Annotated in this window: 14 protein-coding genes and 1 tRNA gene; 9 read left to right on the forward strand and 6 right to left on the reverse strand. The window is 67.4% G+C overall.

The window, feature by feature from the left end; translation table 11 throughout:
- The first annotated feature begins 22 nt into the window (after positions 1 to 22).
- The 6 genes from glnD (at position 23) to OVA13_RS01095 (ending at position 7,327) form a co-directional block, all read left to right on the forward strand.
- Positions 23 to 2,626 (forward strand): [protein-PII] uridylyltransferase, encoded by a 2,604-nt coding sequence (glnD, locus tag OVA13_RS01070; RefSeq protein ID WP_267793590.1) that lies wholly within the window; start codon positions 23 to 25, stop codon positions 2,624 to 2,626.
- Positions 2,523 to 3,497 (forward strand): 2,3,4,5-tetrahydropyridine-2,6-dicarboxylate N-succinyltransferase, encoded by a 975-nt coding sequence (gene dapD, locus OVA13_RS01075; protein ID WP_267793591.1) that lies wholly within the window; start codon positions 2,523 to 2,525, stop codon positions 3,495 to 3,497. The genes glnD and dapD overlap by 104 nt, the downstream gene beginning before the upstream one ends.
- Before the next feature lie 7 nt (positions 3,498 to 3,504).
- Positions 3,505 to 3,864 carry an arsenate reductase gene (locus OVA13_RS01080; protein ID WP_267792002.1) on the forward strand — a complete coding sequence of 120 codons (360 nt, stop codon included), beginning with the start codon at positions 3,505 to 3,507 and terminating at the stop codon, positions 3,862 to 3,864.
- Positions 3,861 to 5,003, forward strand: a complete 1,143-nt coding sequence (dapE, locus tag OVA13_RS01085; RefSeq protein WP_267792003.1) for a succinyl-diaminopimelate desuccinylase — start codon at positions 3,861 to 3,863, stop codon at positions 5,001 to 5,003. Before OVA13_RS01080 ends, dapE begins: the two co-directional genes overlap by 4 nt.
- Positions 5,004 to 5,258: 255 nt before the next feature.
- Positions 5,259 to 6,962: an asparagine synthase B gene (gene asnB, locus OVA13_RS01090; RefSeq protein WP_267792004.1), complete on the forward strand. Its 1,704-nt coding sequence runs from the start codon at positions 5,259 to 5,261 to the stop codon at positions 6,960 to 6,962.
- Positions 6,959 to 7,327, forward strand: a complete 369-nt coding sequence (locus OVA13_RS01095; protein ID WP_267792005.1) for a nuclear transport factor 2 family protein — start codon at positions 6,959 to 6,961, stop codon at positions 7,325 to 7,327. The genes asnB and OVA13_RS01095 overlap by 4 nt, the downstream gene beginning before the upstream one ends.
- Before the next feature lie 19 nt (positions 7,328 to 7,346).
- On the opposite strand, the gene OVA13_RS01100 is transcribed toward OVA13_RS01095, so the two are convergent.
- Positions 7,347 to 9,746, reverse strand: a complete 2,400-nt coding sequence (locus OVA13_RS01100) for a penicillin acylase family protein (RefSeq protein ID WP_267792006.1) — start codon at positions 9,744 to 9,746, stop codon at positions 7,347 to 7,349.
- A gap of 158 nt (positions 9,747 to 9,904) precedes the next feature.
- Between OVA13_RS01100 and bfr the strand changes: the two genes are divergently transcribed.
- Positions 9,905 to 10,390, forward strand: coding sequence for a bacterioferritin (gene bfr, locus OVA13_RS01105; protein WP_267792007.1), 486 nt, complete (start codon positions 9,905 to 9,907; stop codon positions 10,388 to 10,390).
- Positions 10,391 to 10,399: 9 nt separating this feature from the next.
- On the opposite strand, the gene OVA13_RS01110 is transcribed toward bfr, so the two are convergent.
- From OVA13_RS01110 to OVA13_RS01130, 5 genes are all read right to left on the reverse strand, one after another.
- The gene (locus tag OVA13_RS01110; RefSeq protein WP_267793592.1) at positions 10,400 to 11,056 is read right to left on the reverse strand and encodes a thiopurine S-methyltransferase; all 657 of its coding nucleotides are present in this window, start codon (positions 11,054 to 11,056) and stop codon (positions 10,400 to 10,402) included.
- Positions 11,057 to 11,116: 60 nt separating this feature from the next.
- Positions 11,117 to 11,401 (reverse strand): hypothetical protein, encoded by a 285-nt coding sequence (locus OVA13_RS01115; protein WP_267792008.1) that lies wholly within the window; start codon positions 11,399 to 11,401, stop codon positions 11,117 to 11,119.
- A gap of 108 nt (positions 11,402 to 11,509) precedes the next feature.
- On the reverse strand, positions 11,510 to 13,753 hold the full coding sequence (parC, locus tag OVA13_RS01120) for a DNA topoisomerase IV subunit A (RefSeq protein ID WP_267792009.1): 2,244 nt from the start codon (positions 13,751 to 13,753) through the stop codon (positions 11,510 to 11,512).
- A 57-nt stretch (positions 13,754 to 13,810) separates the two neighbouring features.
- Positions 13,811 to 15,631 (reverse strand): SLC13 family permease, encoded by a 1,821-nt coding sequence (locus OVA13_RS01125; protein ID WP_267792010.1) that lies wholly within the window; start codon positions 15,629 to 15,631, stop codon positions 13,811 to 13,813.
- A 163-nt stretch (positions 15,632 to 15,794) separates the two neighbouring features.
- Positions 15,795 to 15,879: transfer RNA gene (locus OVA13_RS01130), tRNA-Leu, on the reverse strand.
- 93 nt (positions 15,880 to 15,972) lie between these two features.
- Between OVA13_RS01130 and rnr the strand changes: the two genes are divergently transcribed.
- Both rnr and rlmB read left to right on the forward strand, forming a co-directional pair.
- On the forward strand, positions 15,973 to 18,459 hold the full coding sequence (gene rnr, locus OVA13_RS01135; protein ID WP_267792011.1) for a ribonuclease R: 2,487 nt from the start codon (positions 15,973 to 15,975) through the stop codon (positions 18,457 to 18,459).
- Between the two features lie 91 nt (positions 18,460 to 18,550).
- Positions 18,551 to 19,294, forward strand: a complete 744-nt coding sequence (rlmB, locus tag OVA13_RS01140) for a 23S rRNA (guanosine(2251)-2'-O)-methyltransferase RlmB (protein ID WP_267792012.1) — start codon at positions 18,551 to 18,553, stop codon at positions 19,292 to 19,294.
- Positions 19,295 to 19,304: the final 10 nt, after the last annotated feature.

A 19,304-nucleotide genomic window follows, 5' to 3' on the forward strand; every position in this document is an offset into this window, starting at 1 on the left:
CGCGAACGGACTTGCGCCGCGGCTGCCGGACATCGGTCCCGACGCCGCCGACGATGCCGCCTGGTCGGCGGCGGCACGCACCTCGCTTTCGCACACCGACGCGCGCCTGGACAAGCGTTTCGACCAGAACGACGGCATGGACCGCGTGCTCGCGCTGCGCGCACGCGCGGTCGACCACCTGCTGAAGGAAGCTTGGGCGCGCTGCATCGGCGCGGACCTGCCGATGGCGCTGTTCGCCGTGGGGGGCTATGGCCGGGGCGAGCTGTTCCCGCATTCCGATGTCGACCTGCTGGTGCTGGCCAGCACCGAGACGCAGCAACAGCACCATGACGCGGTCGCGCGCTTCTTCGCGCTGCTGTGGGATGCCGGGCTGCCCATCAGCCACGCCGTGCGGTCGGCGGTCGAATGCACCAGCGCGGCCGCAGCCGACCAGACCGTGCTGACGGCGCTGATCGAGGCGCGCATGCTGGAGGGCGAGCCGGTCGACGATGCGCGCCTGATCGATGCGGTGTCCGCCGCGCTTGTCTGGCCACCGCGGGATTTCTTCGTCGCCAAGCGCGAGGAACTGCGCATCCGCCATGCGCGTTTCGGTGATACCTCCGACAACCTGGAACCCAACATCAAGGATGGCCCCGGCGGCCTGCGCGACCTGCACACGCTGGGCTGGATGGCGCTGCGCACGTTCGGGGTGCGCGACCTGGAGCCGCTGGTCGGCCTGGGCCACCTGGGCCAGGACGAAGCCGCCGCGCTGGCGCGCGAACGCCGTGCGCTGGGTCGCCTTCGCTACGGGCTGCACCGCGTTGCCGGACGGCCGGAAGAGCGCCTGCGTTTCGACTACCAGAAGACGCTCGCCCAGCAGCTCGGCTTCGTCGACGACGCCGAGAGCCTGGCGGTCGAGAAGATGATGCAGGGGTTCTACCGCAGCGCCGCCATCGTGCGCCGCATCAGCGACCGCCTGCTGCAGCGTTTCGAGGAACAGTTCGACGGCGAAGCGCTGGCCGAGCCGCTGGATGCACAGTTCGCGTCGCGTCGCGGCTATCTGTCCGCGCGCGACACGGGTTGGCCGCAAGGCGATGCCGCCCAGGTATTCGCGCTGTTCGCGACGTGGGCCGCGCACCCGCAGTTGCGCGGCCTGCATTCGCGCACCGCACGCGCGCTGGCCGAAGCGCTGCCGCGCCTGCCGTCCTACGAGGTGGCGGACACGGCGCAGCGCGAGGCGTTCATGCGGCTGCTGCGCGCGCCGCGCGCGGTGGAAACACTGACGCGGATGGCGCGGCTGGGCGTACTGGGGCAGTGGATCCCGGCATTCGCCCGCGTTTCCGGCCGCATGCAGTTCGACCTCTTCCACGTCTACACGGTGGACCAGCACACGCTGATGGTGCTGCGGAACATCGCGGCCTTCGCCGCGGGCCGGGCGGACGAGCGTTTCTCCATCGCGCACGAAGTCTGGCCGCGCCTGCGCAAGCCGGAGCTGCTGCTGCTGGCGGGCCTGTTCCACGACATCGCCAAGGGGCGTGGCGGGGACCATTCCGAACTCGGCGCAGTGGACGCACGCGAATTCTGCGCCGCCCACCAGCTGAGCGAGTCGGATACCGAACTGGTGGCCTGGCTGGTGGAACAGCACCTGCGCATGTCGGTGACCGCGCAGAAGCAGGACATCGCCGATCCCGACGTCATCCACGCGTTTGCCGCCCTGGTGAAGGACCGTGAGCGACTGGACTATCTGTACCTGCTGACCTGTGCGGACATCGCCGGCACCAGCCCCAAGCTCTGGAATGCGTGGAAGGACCGGCTGCTGGCCGACCTTTATTTCGCCGCGCGTCGCGTGCTGCGCGAAGGCCTGGAAAATCCGGTGGCCGTCAACGAGCGTCTGGCCGAAGCCCGCGGTGCCGTGCGTGCATTGCTTGGCATCCAGGGCGTGGGGCCCGAACGGGCCGATGCACTGTTCGCCGCCATGCCGGAGGAAAGCCTGCTGCGTTTCCGGCCCGAACAGCTCGCCTGGCAGGCGTTGGCCATCCAGGGCGCGGCCGCGGGCGAGACCCGCGTGCGCGCGCGCCACTTCGCCGATGATGCCGACGCGATGGAAGTGTTCGTGCATTCGCCGGATCGCGATGGCCTGTTCGCCGCCATCCTCGCCACGCTGGACCGCATGGGATTCGCCATCCACCAGGCGCGCGTGCTGGTTGGCCCGCACGGCACCATCTTCGATACCTTCGAGGTGCTTCCCGCGGACGCCTATGCGCCGCGTGCGCCGGCGGACGTCGAGCAGCGACTGGCCGAGGCCCTGTCCGGGCCGCTGGACGCGGTACGCACGTCGCGTCGTGCGGTGCCGCGGCAGCTGCGGCATTTCCGTTTCCCGCCGCGCATCGAATTCGGCACCACGCCCGATGGGCGCCGGACGGTGTTGAGCCTGGTCGCGCCTGACCGCCCGGGCCTGCTCTCGGACGTCGCGCAGGTGCTGCGGCGGCAACGCCTGCGCGTGCACGACGCGCGCATTGCCACGTTCGGCGAACGCGCCGAGGATATTTTCCAGATCACCGACGAGAACGACCAGCCACTCGCCGGCGAAGAACCCCGGCAGGCGCTGCGCGATGCGCTGCGCGCCAGCTTCGATACCCCACCATGAATGCCGCACAGGATTGTTGATGACCCGCAAGACGACCAAGACCGACGAACTGAAGTCCACCATCGAGAGCGCGTTCGAGCGCCGCGCCGAGCTGACACCGGCCGAGATCGAGGGCTCCACCCGCACCGCCGTGGAACTGGCCATCGATGGCCTGGAAAGCGGCAAGCTGCGCGTGGCCGAACCGGACGGCAAGGGGGGCTGGAAGGTCAACGAATGGCTGAAGAAGGCCGTGCTGCTGTATTTCCGCGTCAACGAGATGGAACTGGTGGAAGCCTATCCCGCGCCGTTCTGGGACAAGGTGGAGGCGCGCTTCGGCGCCTTCGACGAGAACGATTTCCGCAAGCTGGGCGTGCGCGTGGTGCCGGGCGCCATCGCCCGCCGTGGCACGTACTTCGGCAAGGATGTCGTGCTGATGCCCAGCTTCGTCAACATCGGCGCGTACGTGGGCGAGGGCACGATGGTCGATACGTGGGCCACGGTCGGCTCATGCGCGCAGATCGGCAAGCATTGCCACCTGTCCGGCGGTGCCGGCATCGGCGGCGTGCTGGAGCCGCTGCAGGCCAGCCCGACGATCATCGAAGACCATTGCTTCATCGGCGCGCGTTCGGAAGTGGTGGAAGGCGTGGTGGTGGGTCATCACAGCGTGATCGGCATGGGCGTGTTCATCGGCCAGTCCACGCGCATCTACAACCGTGCGACCAAGGAAATCACCTACGGCTACGTGCCGCCGGGCAGCGTGGTGGTCTCCGGCTCGCTGCCGGCCGCGGACGGTTCGCACTCGCTGTACTGCGCGGTGATCGTCAAGCAGGTCGACGAGAAGACGCGCAGCAAGACCAGCGTCAACGAACTGCTGCGCGGGCTGGCGGACTGAGCGCGCGATGACCACGATCTACGGCCTGAAGAACTGCGACACCTGCAGGAAGGCGACCAAGTGGCTGGACCGCTTCGGCGTGGCTTACACCTTCGTCGACTACCGCGACAACCGCCAGTCACCTGAAACGCTGAAGGACTGGGCAGAGAAAGCGGGTGGATGGGATGCCCTGATCAACAAGTCGTCGACGACCTGGCGGCAGTTGCCGGAGAACCGCAAGGCGCCCGGCTCGGAGGCGGAGTGGAAGTTGCTGCTGAAGGAGTACCCGCAACTGATCCGTCGTCCGGTGGTGGTGACGGGTGAAGGCGGCTTTTCACAGGGCTTCAGCGACAATGGCTTCAAGAAGATCTTCGGAGTCGGCGCGTGAGCGATGTGGTCGAACTGTCCAGTGAGCTGATCCGCCGCCATTCGGTGACGCCGGATGACGCCGGATGCCAGCAGGTGCTGGCGACGCGGCTGACCCAGGCCGGGTTCCACTGCGAATCGCTGCGCTTCGGCGACACCGACAACCTGTGGGCGGCGCATGGCACGGGTTCGCCGGTGCTGGTGCTGCTGGGACACACCGACGTGGTGCCGCCCGGCCCGCTTGATGCATGGACCAGCGATCCGTTCATTCCCACCGTGCGCGACGGCGTGCTGTACGGGCGTGGGACCGCCGACATGAAATGCAGCGTGGCCGCGTGCACCATCGCACTGGAGCGGTTTGTCGATGCGCATCCGGACCATCCGGGTACCGTGGCGTTGCTGGTCACGTCGGACGAGGAAGGCGATGCGCATGACGGCGTGAAGAAAGTGGCCGCGCTGTTCCGCGAACGCGGGCAGAAGATCGACTGGTGCATCACCGGCGAGCCGTCCTCCAAGGAGACGCTGGGCGACCTGCTGCGCGTGGGGCGCCGCGGCACCCTGACCGGCACGCTCAGCGTGCGGGGCGTGCAGGGCCATGTGGCCTATCCGCACAAGGCGCTGAATCCCATCCACAAGGCCTTGCCGGCGCTGGCGGAGTTGGCCGCGCGGCAATGGGACGAGGGTTACGAGACGTTCCCGCCGACCAGCCTGCAGATCTCCAACATCCATTCCGGCACGGGCGCCAGCAACGTCATCCCCGGTGAGCTGCAGGTGGTGTTCAACCTGCGCTTCAACCCCAGCTGGACCGCGGAGAAGCTGGAGCAGGAAATCGAAGGCCTCCTGCGCCGGCATGGCGTGGACTATCGCGTCCACTGGCACCGCGGCGGCGAGCCGTTCTACACGCCGGAAGGCCACCTGCGCGCGACGGCGCGTGCGGTGCTGGCCGAATTCGCCGGCGCGCCACCGGAAGAAAGCACGGCCGGCGGCACCTCCGACGCGCGTTTCATCGCCCCACTGGGGGCGGAGTGCATCGAGGTGGGGCCGGTCAACGCCAGCATCCACAAGGTGGACGAGCACGTCGCCCTTGCCGACCTGGAGGCGCTCCCCGGCCTCTACCAGGCGCTGGTGGAGCGGCTGATGCTCGCGGACCGGGCTGGCTGAGATACCGGGGCGGCGTGTTTCGCTTTCGGATGAAACAGTTGCCAAGCGGCGGCGCGACCGGTTACGTTCGCCCCATGCCCTGCCGCACCGCCACCAATAACAACCGCAACAACCTGCGCGCGAACAATCGTGCGCGGGCGATGCGGCTCTGCGACTAGGCAACGAAAGACCTGCCGGATACCAGAAACCCGCATCGCAAGATGCGGGTTTTTCCGTTTCTGGCGACCCCTTCGAACCCCACCCAGGAGTTTTCCCATGTGTTCCATCTTCGGCATCTTCGGCCTGCAACCCGGCGACGATCACGCGGCGCTGCGACGACAGGCGCTGGAACTCTCCCAGCGCCAGCGCCATCGCGGTCCCGACTGGAGCGGGGTCTATCTCGACGACGGTGCGATCCTGGTGCACGAACGGCTCGCCATCGTCGATCCGGCGGGCGGTTCGCAGCCCCTGCTGTCCGAGGACGGAGGCTTGGCGCTGGCCGTCAATGGCGAAATCTACAACCACCGCGAACTGAAGAAGGCGCTGGCCCAGCCCTATGCGTTCCAGACCGGCTCGGACTGCGAAGTCATCAATGCCCTGTACCGCGAGGACACACCGGCGTCGTTCCTCAACCGCCTCAACGGCATCTTCGCGTTCGCACTATGGGACAAGGCCAAGGGCAGGGTGCTGGTCGCGCGCGACACGATGGGCGTCTGCCCGCTGTACTGGGGCCATGACCGTGAGGGCCGCCTGCGCGTGGCGTCGGAAATGAAATCGCTGGTCGACAGCTGTGCCGACGTGGCGCAGTTCCCGCCGGGCCACTATTACGACAGTGCCAGCGGCGAGCTGGTGAAGTACTACCAGCGTCCCTGGCGCGACTACGACGCGGTCGCCGACGTGGAAGTGGACCGGCAGGAGCTGCGCGAGGCCTTCGAGCGGGCCGTGCACCGGCAGCTGATGACCGACGTGCCGTATGGCGTGCTGCTGTCGGGCGGGTTGGATTCGTCGCTGGTCACCGCGGTGGCCGCGCGCTATGCGCGCCATCGCATCGAGGAGGACGACAAGTCCGAAGCCTGGTGGCCGCGCCTGCATTCGTTCGCGATCGGACTGAAGGGTTCGCCCGATCTCGCGGCGGCGGCGGTTGCCGCGCAGGCGCTGGATACCGTGCACCACGGGTTCGAATACACCTTCGAGGAAGGACTGGACGCATTGCCGGAGGTCATCCGGCACATCGAAACCTACGACGTCACCACCATCCGCGCCTCCACGCCGATGTACCTGCTGGCGCGCCGCATCAAGGCGATGGGCGTGAAGATGGTCCTGTCCGGTGAAGGGTCGGACGAGATCTTCGGCGGCTACCTGTACTTCCACAAGGCACCCAACGCGCGCGAATTCCATGAGGAACTGGTGCGCAAGCTGGATGCGCTCCACAACTACGACTGCCTGCGCGCCAACAAGTCGATGATGGCGTGGGGCGTGGAGCCGCGCGTGCCGTTCCTGGACCGCGAGTTCATGGACGTGGCGATGCGGATGGACGCACGCTACAAGATGGTGGAAAAGCGCAGCACCGGGCCGGAACGCATGGAAAAAGGCATCCTGCGCGCCGCGTTCGAAGGTTATCTGCCCGATTCCATCCTGTGGCGCCAGAAGGAGCAGTTCAGCGATGGCGTGGGCTATGGCTGGATCGACGGGCTGAAAGCGCATGCCGAAGCACAGGTGAGCGATCGCGAGCTGGCCGCTGCCGCCAGGCGCTTCCCGGTCAATCCGCCGCTGACCAAGGAGGCCTACTACTACCGCAGCCTGTTCGAACAGTTCTTCCCGACACCGGCCGCGGCGGAGACGGTGCCTGGCGGCAAGTCCATCGCGTGTTCGTCGCCGGCGGCCATCGCATGGGATGCCAGCTTCGCGAACGCCGCCGATCCTTCCGGTCGCGCCGTCGCGGGCGTGCACGAGTCGGCCCTGCAGGCCTCGCCGACATGACGCCGTCCGAGGTCGTCCGCGAATGGGTCCGCCGTTTCAACGCGGCCGATGTGGAGGGACTGGCCACGCTCTATGCGGAAGATGCGGTCAACCACCAGGTGGTGACCGATCCGTTGCATGGCCGCGCGGCGATCACGTCGCTGTTCCGCACCGAATTCGCGCGCGCCACGATGGTCTGCGAGGTGGAGCAGATCCTGCAGGACGGCGAGTGGGCCGTGCTGGAGTGGCGCGATCCGCTGGGATTGCGCGGCTGCGGATTCTTCCATGTCCGGAATGACCGCATCGTCTTCCAGCGCGGCTACTTCGAGCAGCTCAGCTTCTTCCGGCAGCAGGGCCTGCCGGTACCGGATCGCTATCTGGCCTGAGCGCGGGTGGCCAGCCGCATCAGTTGACCTTCGGTCGCAGCGTGAGCGTGTATGCCGCGGTGCCCGGCAGGAAGGGCGTCGGGCGGCCGTGCACCCAGTCGTCATGGCCGGCGCCCCAGAACGGCGACATCGGGTGGCCACTCTGGCCGCCCGGCATGTGGATGATGCCGTCGGCTTCGTGCCCCGGCGACACCACCATGCGTTCGGACGCACCGAACGCAGGGCCTTGCACGCGCGGCATGGCGCCATCTCCGTCGAGGGGCTCGGCCGGCATGCAGAGCGAAGACTTGATGGCGCCGGGCAGGGCATTGGCGAGCGGGTGGCAGATCTTCGCGCTGTTGCGTTCGCCCCAACTGCGTTGTGCCAGCGGACCCGTTTCCGACAGGTCGTCGCGGACTTCACTGGCGGCATCTTCCATCAGGGCTTCCCAGCTGTCGAAGCGGCGCGACAGCAGGTGCATGGGGCGCTGTTCCAGCAACGGCCACACGATGCCTTCCAGTTGCGGCAGGTCGGGCATGATGAAGTCATCGCCCAGCGCCGCCTGCGCGGGCGCCGTCAGACCATCGGCGATGCGCGCATGCACGGCAAGGCGCCACGCACGCACGATGCGGTAGCTGACGGAGTCGGCGCTGGCGCGTCCTTCCCAGGTCTTGCCGGCCTCGGCGAGTGCCTTCATCGGGGAGCCCGCTGGTCGCCGCTTCGCTTCGTCCTGCAACAGGTCCCACCAGCGCTGCAGGAACAACGCGCGGTCGTCCAGCTGGATGGCCAGCAGATCCTTTTCGGTGAAGGTCTCCCTGGCGAACAATCCGTCGCGGATCTGCTTCGCGCGCGCGCCCAGCGCGTAGCCGCCGTCCCCTGCGCGCGCCAGCGCCGCGCCGTCCAGCACGCGTGCATTCGCGGTCCACAGACGGTGCTGGGTGGGCGCGGTGAGCACGGGTGCCAGCTGGGTGGACGTATCCCATGGCAGGCAGGCGATCGGCGCCGCCGCGGCGGCGTCCACGGCCGCTGCCGTGTCCTGCAGCGGTGACGGGCAGGCACCCGCGCGCGACGCCAGCGGCCCCAGGATGCGCCACGCGATGCGTCCGTTGTGGTCGGCGATGATCAGGTTCTGCGCGGGTGTCGCGGTGCGCTGCGCCACGGCGAGCGCGGCGGAAAGATCTCCTGCGCGTGCGAAATCGGACAGGCCGAAGTTCAAGGCACCCGGCTGGTGAGCCACCCAGCGCAGGGCAAGCGCGGGCCGGCTCGCGCCGGCTTCATGCATCACGGGTCCGTAGCGGCTCTCCGTTACCTCGAAACCGACGGCGTCCTGTCCGGCCACCTTGATGCTCTCCTGATGGCGCACGACCGCATCGCAGCCGGCCGCCGGTGGCGCGCCCTTGCCGCAGGGCCGCACCGGATACCAGTCCGCGGTATCCGCATAGCTGTTGGTGAAGCCCCACGCGACATGGCCGTTGCTGCCCACGATGACGGCCGGCAGGCCGGGCAGGGTGAAGCCGGAAACATCCACCCTGCCACCCGGCGCGCGGACATCCGGATAGCGCAGGCGTGCGCGGAACCAGATGTTGGGCGCGCGCAGGCCCAGGTGCATGTCGTCGGCGACGATGGCGCGGCCATCCGTTGTCAGGGCGCCGGCGACCGCCCAGTTGTTGCTGCCGGGCGTGCCCTTGTCGGCCAGGCGCCGATGCGTGGCGGCGTCGGGCATGGGCAGCTTGCGGAGATCCACCTGCTCCGCCGTCGGCAGCACGGCATTGCCGCGCGCTTCCCCGAACAGCGGGGCATCCCACTCGGTACCGTCATGCATGAGCAGTTGGTGCAAGGAGGACGGCACGTGCTGGCCGATCTTCCACAGCCCCAGTTCGCGCACGTTCTGCGAATCCTGCAGGTCGAAGTACATCGCATACCCGGTCAATGCCGAATCCAGGGCCTCCCAGCGCCGCGGCGTCTGCCGCAGCAGCAGGTACGGCCAGGGACGCGAGCGCAGGGCGCCCAGCCCGGCGTTGACGCCGTCGGCATAGGCTTGCAGTTGCGGCAGGCGATCGCCGGCGAAAGCCTCCAGGTCCTTGCCCACGCGCGCGCGGATCCGATGCACGCGCCGCTCCTTGTCCAGGTTGACCGCGATGGGGCCGAACAGCTCCGCCAGTTCACCCGCGGACGTACGGCGCATCAGGTCCATTTCGAAGTAGCGCTCCTGCGCGTGGACGTATCCCAGCGCCCGCAGCGCATCCGCTTCGCTGGCGGCGTCGATCGTCACCACGCCCAGTGCGTCGCGCTCGATCGACACGGGTGCCGTCAGGCCCGTCAGGGCCACTTCGCCCTCCAGCCGGGGCAGGCTGCCCCGCACCAGCCACCACGCCACCAGCACTGCCACGACGATGAGGGCCAACAGCAGCAGCGCGATGCGCCGGGTCCACCTGAGCATTGCGGAGTCCTTGTGGTCGGGAAGTCGGGGGCGGCCGATTATTCCACGGAAGCCATGACCGTCGTCGCCCCGGTGCGATGACGAACGCGAGTGATTCCGATTCGGTCATCGCGTGGCGCGATGGGTCATCATGCGCGCCTGATCAGCGGAGCTCCCCCATGAAAGGTCATCCCGACGTCGTCGACTACCTGAAGCAACTGCTGCGTGGCGAACTGGCCGCGCGCGACCAGTACTTCATCCATTCCCGCCGTTACGAGGACCAGGGACTGAAGGCGCTGTACACGCGGCTCGACCACGAGATGCAGGAAGAGACCCAGCATGCCGATGCATTGCTGCGCCGCATCCTGTTCCTGGAGGGCGACCCGGACATGCAGCCGACGCCGTTCGTGCCGGGCAAGACCGTGGAGGAAATGCTCCAGCGCGACCTGGAAGTCGAATACGAAGTCCGCGCCGCCCTCGCGAAGGGCATGGCCCTGTGCGAGCAGCACGGCGACTACGTCACCCGTGACATGCTGCTGGCGCAGCTGCAGGATACCGAGGAAGACCACGCGCACTGGCTTGAGCAGCAGCTGGGCCTGATCAAGCGCCTGGGCATCCAGCTGTACCTGACCTCCAAGCTGGACGAGAAGGGCGTCGGCGAATAAGCAGCGACGTCAGGCCCGGCGCAGGCGATAGACCGCCGTTTCCAGCGCGCTCAGGCCTTCTTCGCGGAAGCGCGGCTCCTGGTCCAGGATGTCGCGCCGCTCCAGCAAGGTGTGCCGCCACGGAGCGGCGAACAGTGTCTCGACTTCCTGCTGCGCCACCGAAAACGGCGGACCCGCCTTCTCGGCCTGCGCGTACTCGAGCGTGATCAACAGCCCCTGGCAGCCGGCAGGCAGCGATGCGTAGACCGTATCGCGATAGCGCAGGCGCAGGTCCGGCGGCAGTGCGATGAGGGCGGCGCGGTCGTACACGCCGGCCACGTCGGCGAGCAGGGCCGGGTCGAGCGCAAAGGCGTCGCCCAGGATGATCTCCACCGGCCCCGCGCTGAAATGCTCGCCGTAGCGGGTCGTAGTGCGTACGGGCTCCAGCCCGGCTTCCTCGAAGAACTGTGTCACCGCCAGCGGCGACAGCTCCACCCCGAGTACGCGATGGCCCTGCGCGGCCAGCCAGTGCATGTCCAGCGACTTGCCGCACAGCGGCACCAGCACGCGGCTGCCTGCGGACAGCTGCAGTGACGACCAGTGCTTTTCCAGCAGCGGCATCACGTCGTCGCGGTGGAAGCCGATCTGGCCTTCCTGCCAGCGCTGCAGCCAGAAGTCGGCGTCCATCTTCATGCTCCTCGTCGCGATCTCTTCGCTCTCAGTGTCCGAGCGCGATGACCCTGGCGGTCACTCGGTCACGGGGATTGTATGGCGAGCCGTCGACTCGTCGTAGCAGACGACGCAAACGATGGCCATGCCATTGTACTGTTTGAAGGCGTCTGTCATCCCGCCTTCAAGCTGGAACGTCTCCTCGCAGCGGTGGCACCACGCTTGGAGATCATGGGGGTCGCCGTTGTTCTCGACAAAACCGCACGGAGCAGGATCCCGTTGAACCAGGTGCCTGCAGACCACGGCTGAAACCCGTTTTCCATGCGGGCCGCAGTCAATCATCATCGGTTCGGTCGCGGTCATCGGTTACATATACCTACTGGATCACGAGTCCCATCGACCTTCTGCCGCGCCCCCTGGAACAAGGGCGAAGAAGATGGCGGACGCGCCGCAGCGCGCCCGTGCGCTGAACTATTGGACTTCCAGTCCATCGACTTTCTGCCACCCCCGCGGCAACAACCCGCCCCGGCTCGCACGCGCGCCGACATACTCGTCCAGGTCCTTGAACGACAGGCTCATCGTGCGCTGCCCGCTCTTCACCAGCAGGGTGCTGCCCGGGGAGACGGCGGCAATGGCGACCACGCGTTCGGTGCCCAGCTTGGCCTTCGGGATCTCGATGATCTTGTTGCCTTTGCCCTTGTCCAGTTCCGGCAGGTCGCTGATCGGGAACGCCAGCAGGTGGCCAGCACTGGTCACCGCGACGATGCGGTCGGCTTCGGTGTTCGCCACCGGTGCGGGCTGCAGCACTTTCGCGCCCGCGGTCAGGTTGAGCATCGCCTTGCCGGCCTTCTGGCGGCCGGTGAGGTTCTCGAAGCGGGTCACGAAGCCGTACCCGTGCGACGACGCCAGCACGAAGCGCGCATCGTTGTCGCCGGTGGCCAGCGTCTGGAACGAGGCGCCCGGTGCCGGCGAGAAGCGGCCCGTCAAGGGCTCGCCGTTCCCGCGCGCGGAGGGCAGGGTGTGCACGGCGGTCGAGTAGCTGCGCCCCTCGGAGTCGAGGAACGCCACCTGCTGCGTGCTGCGCGAGCGGACCGCGCCGAGCAGGCTGTCGCCGTCCCGGTACGACAGCGTGGCCGCATCCACGTCGTGGCCCTTGGCCGCGCGGATCCAGCCCTTCTCCGACAGCACCACCGTCATCGGCTCGCTGGCGACCAGTTCGGTCTCGTCCAGTGCCTGCGCCGCATCGCGCTGCACCAGCGGCGACATGCGCGCGTCGCCGAACTTCTTCGCGTCGGCGGTCAGCTCGTCCTTGATCAGTTTCTTCAGCTTGGCCTTGGAATCCAGCGTGGCGATCAGCTTTTCGCGCTCGGCGGCCAGTTCATCCTGCTCGCCGCGGATCTTCATCTCCTCCAGCCGCGCCAGCTGCTTGAGCCGGGTTTCCAGGATGTAGTCCGCCTGTTCCTCGCTCAGGGCGAAGCGTGCGATCAGCGCGGCCTTGGGCTCGTCCTCGGTGCGGATGATGCGGATCACTTCGTCCAGGTTGAGGAAGGCGACCAGCAGGCCCTCCAGCAGGTGCAGGCGGCGCTCGACCTTTTCGAGGCGATGCTTCAGGCGACGGGTGACCGTGTCGCTGCGGAACGCCAGCCACTCGGTCAGCAGCGTCTTCAGGTTCTTGACCTGCGGACGGCCATCCAGGCCGATGATGTTCAGGTTGACCCGGTAGCTCTTCTCCAGGTCGGTGGTGGCGAACAGGTGGCCCATCAACTGTTCGGCATCCACGCGGTTGGAGCGCGGGATCAGCACCACGCGCACCGGGTTGGCGTGGTCGGATTCGTCGCGGATGTCTTCCAGCCACGGCAGCTTCTTCGCGCGCATCTGCGCGGCGATCTGCTCGATCACCTTCGACGGCGACACCTGGTAGGGCAGGGCGTCGATCACCAGGTTGCCGTTGTCCTTGCGCCAGGTGGCGCGCGCGCGGACGCTGCCGTTGCCGGTTTCGTACATGGTGCGCAGGTCGGCGGGCGCGGTGATGATCTCGGCATGGCTGGGATAGTCCGGGCCGCGCACGTGCTCGCACAGGTCGGCCACCGTCGCATCCGGATCGTCGATCAGGCGGATGCACGCGCTGACGATCTCGTTGAGGTTGTGCGGCGGCACGTCGGTGGCCATGCCCACGGCGATGCCGGTGGTGCCATTGAGCAGCAGGTGCGGCAGGCGTGCCGGCAACCAGGTGGGTTCTTCCAGCGTGCCGTCGAAGTTGGGCGTCCAGTCCACCGTGCCCTGGCCCAGTTCGCCCAGCAGCACCTCCGCGATCGGGGTCAGCTTGGATTCGGTGTAACGCATGGCCGCGAACGACTTCGGGTCGTCGGTCGAGCCGAAGTTGCCCTGGCCTTCGATCAGCGGATAGCGGTACGAGAACGGCTGCGCCATCAGCACCAGCGCCTCGTAGCACGCGCTGTCGCCATGCGGGTGGTACTTGCCGATGACGTCGCCGACGGTGCGGGCGGACTTCTTGGGCTTTGCGCCGGCATTGAGCCCCAGCTCGCTCATCGAATAGATGATGCGCCGCTGTACCGGCTTCAGCCCGTCACCGATGAAGGGCAGGGCGCGGTCCAGCACCACGTACATGGAGTAGTCGAGGTAGGCGCGCTCGGCGTACTCGCGCAGCGGGATCTGCTCGAAGCCGTGGAAGGTGGGGCGGATCGTTTCGGTCATTGCGGAAGGCAGTCTGTGGATCGTGATTGACCCGGCCATTCTACCCGTCGCCCCGTGTCAGCCGTTGCTTCCCGGCAGCAGTGGACCATCCAGCCACAGCCAGCGGGCCAGCCAGGCCGTGGTGAACGCGATGGCGAGGGTCAGCGGAATGCCTACCCGCAGGAAGTCGCCGAAGGTGTATCGGCCCGGGTTGAGGATAAGCAGGTTGCCATGGTGGCCGATCGGCGTCAGGAACGAGGCCACCGCGCCCATTGCCGTGCAGACCACGAACGGCACCGGGTCCAGGCCCAGGCTGCTGGCCAGCGCCAGTGCGATGGGCGCCAGCAGCACCGTGGTGGCCGCGTCGGACAGGATCTGCGTCAGCAGGGCGGCGGTGCCGAACATCACCAGCAGCAGGGCAAGGGGCGACCAATGGGCTGCGTGGTTGAGCAGCAGGTCGGCCACCAGCGCTGCCGTGCCCGTCTTCTCCATGGCGATGCCCATCGGGATGACGCCGGCGATCATCACGAAGATGCGCACGTCGATCTCCTGATATGCGCGTTCGATGTCCACGCAGCGTGTCAGGACCATCGCCACCGCGCCTGCGAGGAAAGCGACATGCGGTGGCAGCAGCTCGGTAGCGGCGGCCGTTACCGCGGCCGCCATGATCAGCAGGGCCACCGGCGCGCGGCGGCGCGGTTTCTCATGGCCGCCGAACGGCATCAGCATCAGGAAGCCATGGTGCGTCGCCAACGGTTCGAAGTTCTGCTGCTGGCCCCACAACACCAGCAGGTCGCCTTCTTGCAGCACCATCTCCGACAGTTCGCCGTGCAACCAGCCTTCCCGGCGCCACAGGCCAACCACCACGACGCTCAGATTGCGCAGGAAATCGATGTCGGCCACGCTGCGGCCGACGAATTCCGAATGCGGCGCCACCACGGCCTGTACCAGTTGCTCCTCGCCCAGTGCCTCGGTCTTCGGGTCTTCGCCGGGCTTCTCGCCGTACTTGGCCACGGCATGCAAGGCCAGGCCAGGCTCGTTGCGGATGGAGGCGATCTCGTCGGGTGAAGCGCGCACCAGCAGCACGTCGCCCTCGGCCAGCCTGCTGTCCGGGCGCTGGTTGCGGCGGCGCATGCCATGGCGCAACCAGTCCACCACCTGCAGCCTGCCGTCGAACGCCTCCGCGAATTCGCCGCGGGTCTTGCCTACCCAGGGCGACGCTTCCTGCACCAGCAGTTCGGTGTAGTAGCGGTCAAGTTTCAGGTAGTCGCCCTGTGGCGTTTCGCCCTCGCGCCTGGGCAACAGCCAGCGGCTCAGCAACATGTAAGCCGTGCCAAGCACCACCAGCGCGGCGCCGATCGGGGTGACGGCGAAGATGTCCAGTGCAGGGAGGCCGGCACGCTTGATCAGATCGTTGGACAGGAGGAACGCTGGTGCGCTGAACAAGGTCAGCGTCGTGCCGAGCGAAGCCGCCAGCGACATCGGCATCAGCAGGCGTGAAGCCGCCAGCTTCTGTTCGCGCGCGATCCGCATCAGGATGGGCAGCATCATCGCGGTGACCATCACGTGGTGCGAGAACGCAGCCAGCGCCGCGGTGGCGGGCATGACGACGGCGATGGTGCGCCACTCGCTACCCCCTGCCGCCCGGCCGATGCCGGCACCAATGCGATCGGTGATGCCGGTGGCCGACAGGCCCGCCGAAAGCACGAAAACCGCCGCCACGATGATCGCCGGCTCGCTGGCGAAGCCCGACAACGCGTCCCTGGGTTCCAGGATGCCCGTCAGCGTCAGCGCAAGCAGGGCAAGCAAAGCCACCAGGTCGATGCGCAATCTTTCACTGATGAACAGCACCAGCGTGATCGCCAGGATGGACAGGAAGAGGATCTGTTGAAGTTCCATCCGCGAGAATCCGTATCACTTCGGCAGCGATGGGCGTTCGACTCTAACGCGCTGACGGACGCGTGTGCAGGGTGCAAGGCCTTCGTCGGCCGCAGGACAGCAGAGATCGCGTTTGATCGGCGCTAACGAAAAACCCCCGCTTGCGCGAGGGTCTCGTTATGCGTGGTGCCCAGGAGAGGACTCGAACCTCCACGGTTTTACCCGCTAGTACCTGAAACTAGTGCGTCTACCAATTCCGCCACCTGGGCAGGTGTGCAGGGCGCGAATTTTGGTGGGTACGCGCAGGATTGTCAACGCCTGATTTCGCGCGGCGTTATTCGGCCGGGGTGTACCATGGCCGGATGACCAGAAAAACCACGAGTGGCGGCGGTAAAACGCCAGCAGGAAAGTCCGGCAAATCCAGCGGTGCTGGCGCACGCGGGCATCAGGGCGGTACATCCGCCAAGTCCGGCAAGCCGGCGAAGAAATCGTTGCCCCCCTGGATGCCCGACCTGCCCGCCGGCAAGCCGCCGGCACGCGGCAGATCCGCGCCCGCGGCGCGAAGCCAAGGGCCGCGGCGCTCGCCATCCCCGGGGGGCGGCATCCACGACCCCCACGCCGCGCGCGAAGCGCAACGCTATGAGCAACCCATCGCCAGTCGCGAGGCCATCCTGGCCTTCCTGGAAGCCGCGGATGGTCCACAGACCGCAGAGCAGATCGCCGGTCCGCTTGGCCTGGACGCACCCGACCGCTTCGACGCGCTGAACAAGCGGCTGGGGGCGATGGTCCGCGATGGCCAGCTGGTGCAGAACCGGCGTGGCGGTTTCGCCCCGGTGGAGCAGACCGACCTGATCGCCGGCGTGGTGATCGCCAATCCGGACGGCTTCGGTTTCCTGCGCCCGGAGGCGGGGGGCGACGATCTGTTCCTGCCGCCCTATGAAATGCGCAAGGTCATGCATGGTGACCGCGCGCTGGCCAACGTCACCGGCATCGACCACCGTGGCCGCCGCGAGGGCAGCATCGCGCGCGTACTGGAGCGCCGCCTCAACCGCCTGATCGGCCGTTTCAGCCTGGAGGCCGGCATCGCCTACGTGGTGCCGGACGACAAGCGCATCCAGCGCAACGTCCAGGTGCCGCAGGATGCCACCGGCGGTGCGCGCGATGGCCAGCTGGTGGTGTGCGAACTGACCCAGGCGCCGGACGCGCGCCGTCCACCCATCGGCCGCATCATCGCCGTGCTGGGCGACAGCCTGACGCCTTCGCTGGTGGTGGAAGCGGCCATCCATGGCCACGACCTGCCGCACGAATTCCCGCAGGAAGTGCTGGACGAAGCCACCGCCGTGCCGCTGGTGATCGAGCCTTCGATGATCGGCAACCGCGTCGACCTGCGCGACATGCCGCTGGTCACCATCGACGGTGCCGATGCCAAGGACTTCGACGATGCCGTGTATTGCGAAAGCAACCGGCAAGGCCTGCGCATGAAGAACCGCAGCGGCTACCGCCTGGTGGTCGCCATTGCCGACGTATCGCATTACGTGCGTCCCGGCACCCCGCTGGACGACGAGGCGCAGAAGCGTGCGACCTCGGTGTACTTCCCGGGTTTCGTGGTGCCCATGCTGCCGGAGACCTTGTCCAACGGCATCTGCTCGCTGAACCCCAACGTGGACCGCATGTGCTTCGTCTGCGACATGCAGGTGAACAGCGAAGGCGAAGTCACCCAGTCCAAGTTCTACGAGGCCGTGATGCGTTCGCACGCCCGCCTGACCTACGACCAGGTCTGGAAGGCGGTCGGCGAGAACGATGCCGAGTCACGCGCGTCCATTGGCGCGCTGCTGCCGCAGGTCGAGCGCCTGCACGAGCTGTATGGCCTGTTGGCGAAGGCACGCGAGAAGCGGGGCGCGATCGAGTTCGAGACCTCCGAGGTCCGGTTCGAGCTGGACAACCGCGGGGAAGTCACCCAGGCCGGCATGTTGCAGCGGAACGACGCGCACAAGCTGATCGAGGAGTGCATGATCGCGGCCAACGTGGAAGCGGCCAGGTATCTGCTGGGCGCGCGCATTCCCGCGCCTTACCGCGTGCACGACCGGCCGCCGGAATCGAAGTACGCCGACCTGCTGGAGTTCCTGAAGGAGTTCAAGCTGAGCCTGCCGCCGTGGGCCAAGGTGCAGCCCCGCGATTTCACCCAGCTGCTGAAGAAGATCCGCGAGCGTCCCGATGTGGCCCTGCTGGAGTCGGTGGTACTGCGCAGCCAGAGCCTGGCCGTGTATTCGCCCGACAACGCCGGCCATTTCGGCCTGGCGCTGGAAGCCTATGCGCACTTCACCTCGCCCATCCGGCGCTACCCCGACCTGCTGGTCCACCGGGCCATCAAGTACGCGTTGACCAAGGGCAAGCCGGAGAAATTCCAGTACTCCCCGCACGAGATGGCCGCGCTGTCGCTGCAATGCTCGGAACGCGCGCGCCGTGCCGATGATGCGGAACGCGAAGTCGACGAGCGCTACCGTGCCGCCTGGATGGAGAAGCACGTCGGCGGCCAGTTCGATGGCGTCATCAGCGGCGTGACCAGCTTCGGCCTGTTCGTGGAGCTGGACCAGTCCAAGGTCAACGGCCTGGTCCACGTGACCCAGTTGCCGCACGATTACTACCACTTCGATCCGTTGCGGAAGACCCTGTCCGGCGAGCGCCGTGGCAGGTCGTTCCGGCTGGGCGACCGCGTGCGCATCATCGTGCTCAAGGCCAGCCTGGAGGAGCGCAAGATCGACTTCCGTCTTGTCGACGAGAAGGACGCCGCTGACGTGCCGCCGCCCCCGCGCGGGCAGCCGGCCAAGCGCAGGAAACAGAAGTACTGATCGAAGGGCATGCCGGAGCGGCGATGGCCGCGAAGCCTTCCGTGCATGCCCTGCCGCGCCCCCGGGCGCATCAACCTGACTGCAGCGAAAGATGAGCAAACAGAACCAATGGATCGTCGGTGTCAACGCGGTGGCTTCGGCCATCGAGAACGATGCCGAGAACGTGCGCGAAGTACTGGTTGAAGGCGGCAGCAAGAATCCGCGGCTGACCGAGATCGAAGAGAACGCGCGCCGCAAGGACATCGAAGTGCGCCGCGTCACCGCCCAGGCGCTCAGTGGCGTGGCGGGTTCGCTGCGCCACCAGGGCGTGGCCGCACGCTATGCGGCTGCCAAGACGTGGGACGAAGGCGAGCTGCCGGCGCTGGTCGAGGCCGCCGAAGGCAAGGCGCTGGTGCTGGTGCTGGACGGCGTGCAGGACCCGCACAACCTGGGTGCCTGCCTGCGCAGCGCCGCCGCCGCAGGCGTGACGGCGGTGGTGTTCCCGAAGGACAAGTCGGTCGGCATCAACGCCACCGTCCGCAAGACATCCGCCGGTGCCGCCGACCGCATCCCGGTGTTCGCCGTGACCAACCTGTCGCGCTGCCTGCGCGACCTGCAGCAGCTGGGTGTGTGGATCTACGGCCTTGCCGGCGAAGCGGAGCAGTCGCTGTATGCCACCGACCTGCGTGGCAACGTGGCGCTGGTGCTGGGTGGCGAGGGCGACGGCATGCGCCGCCTGACGCGCGAACACTGCGATGGCCTGGTGAAGATCCCGATGCCGGGCGACATCGAAAGCCTCAACGTTTCCGTGGCCACGGGCATCACCCTGTTCGAGGCCGTCCGCCAGCGCCTGTAGAGGAACCCAC

The sequence above is a fragment of the Pseudoxanthomonas sp. SL93 genome, from assembly GCF_026625825.1.
Classification (GTDB): domain Bacteria; phylum Pseudomonadota; class Gammaproteobacteria; order Xanthomonadales; family Xanthomonadaceae; genus Pseudoxanthomonas_A.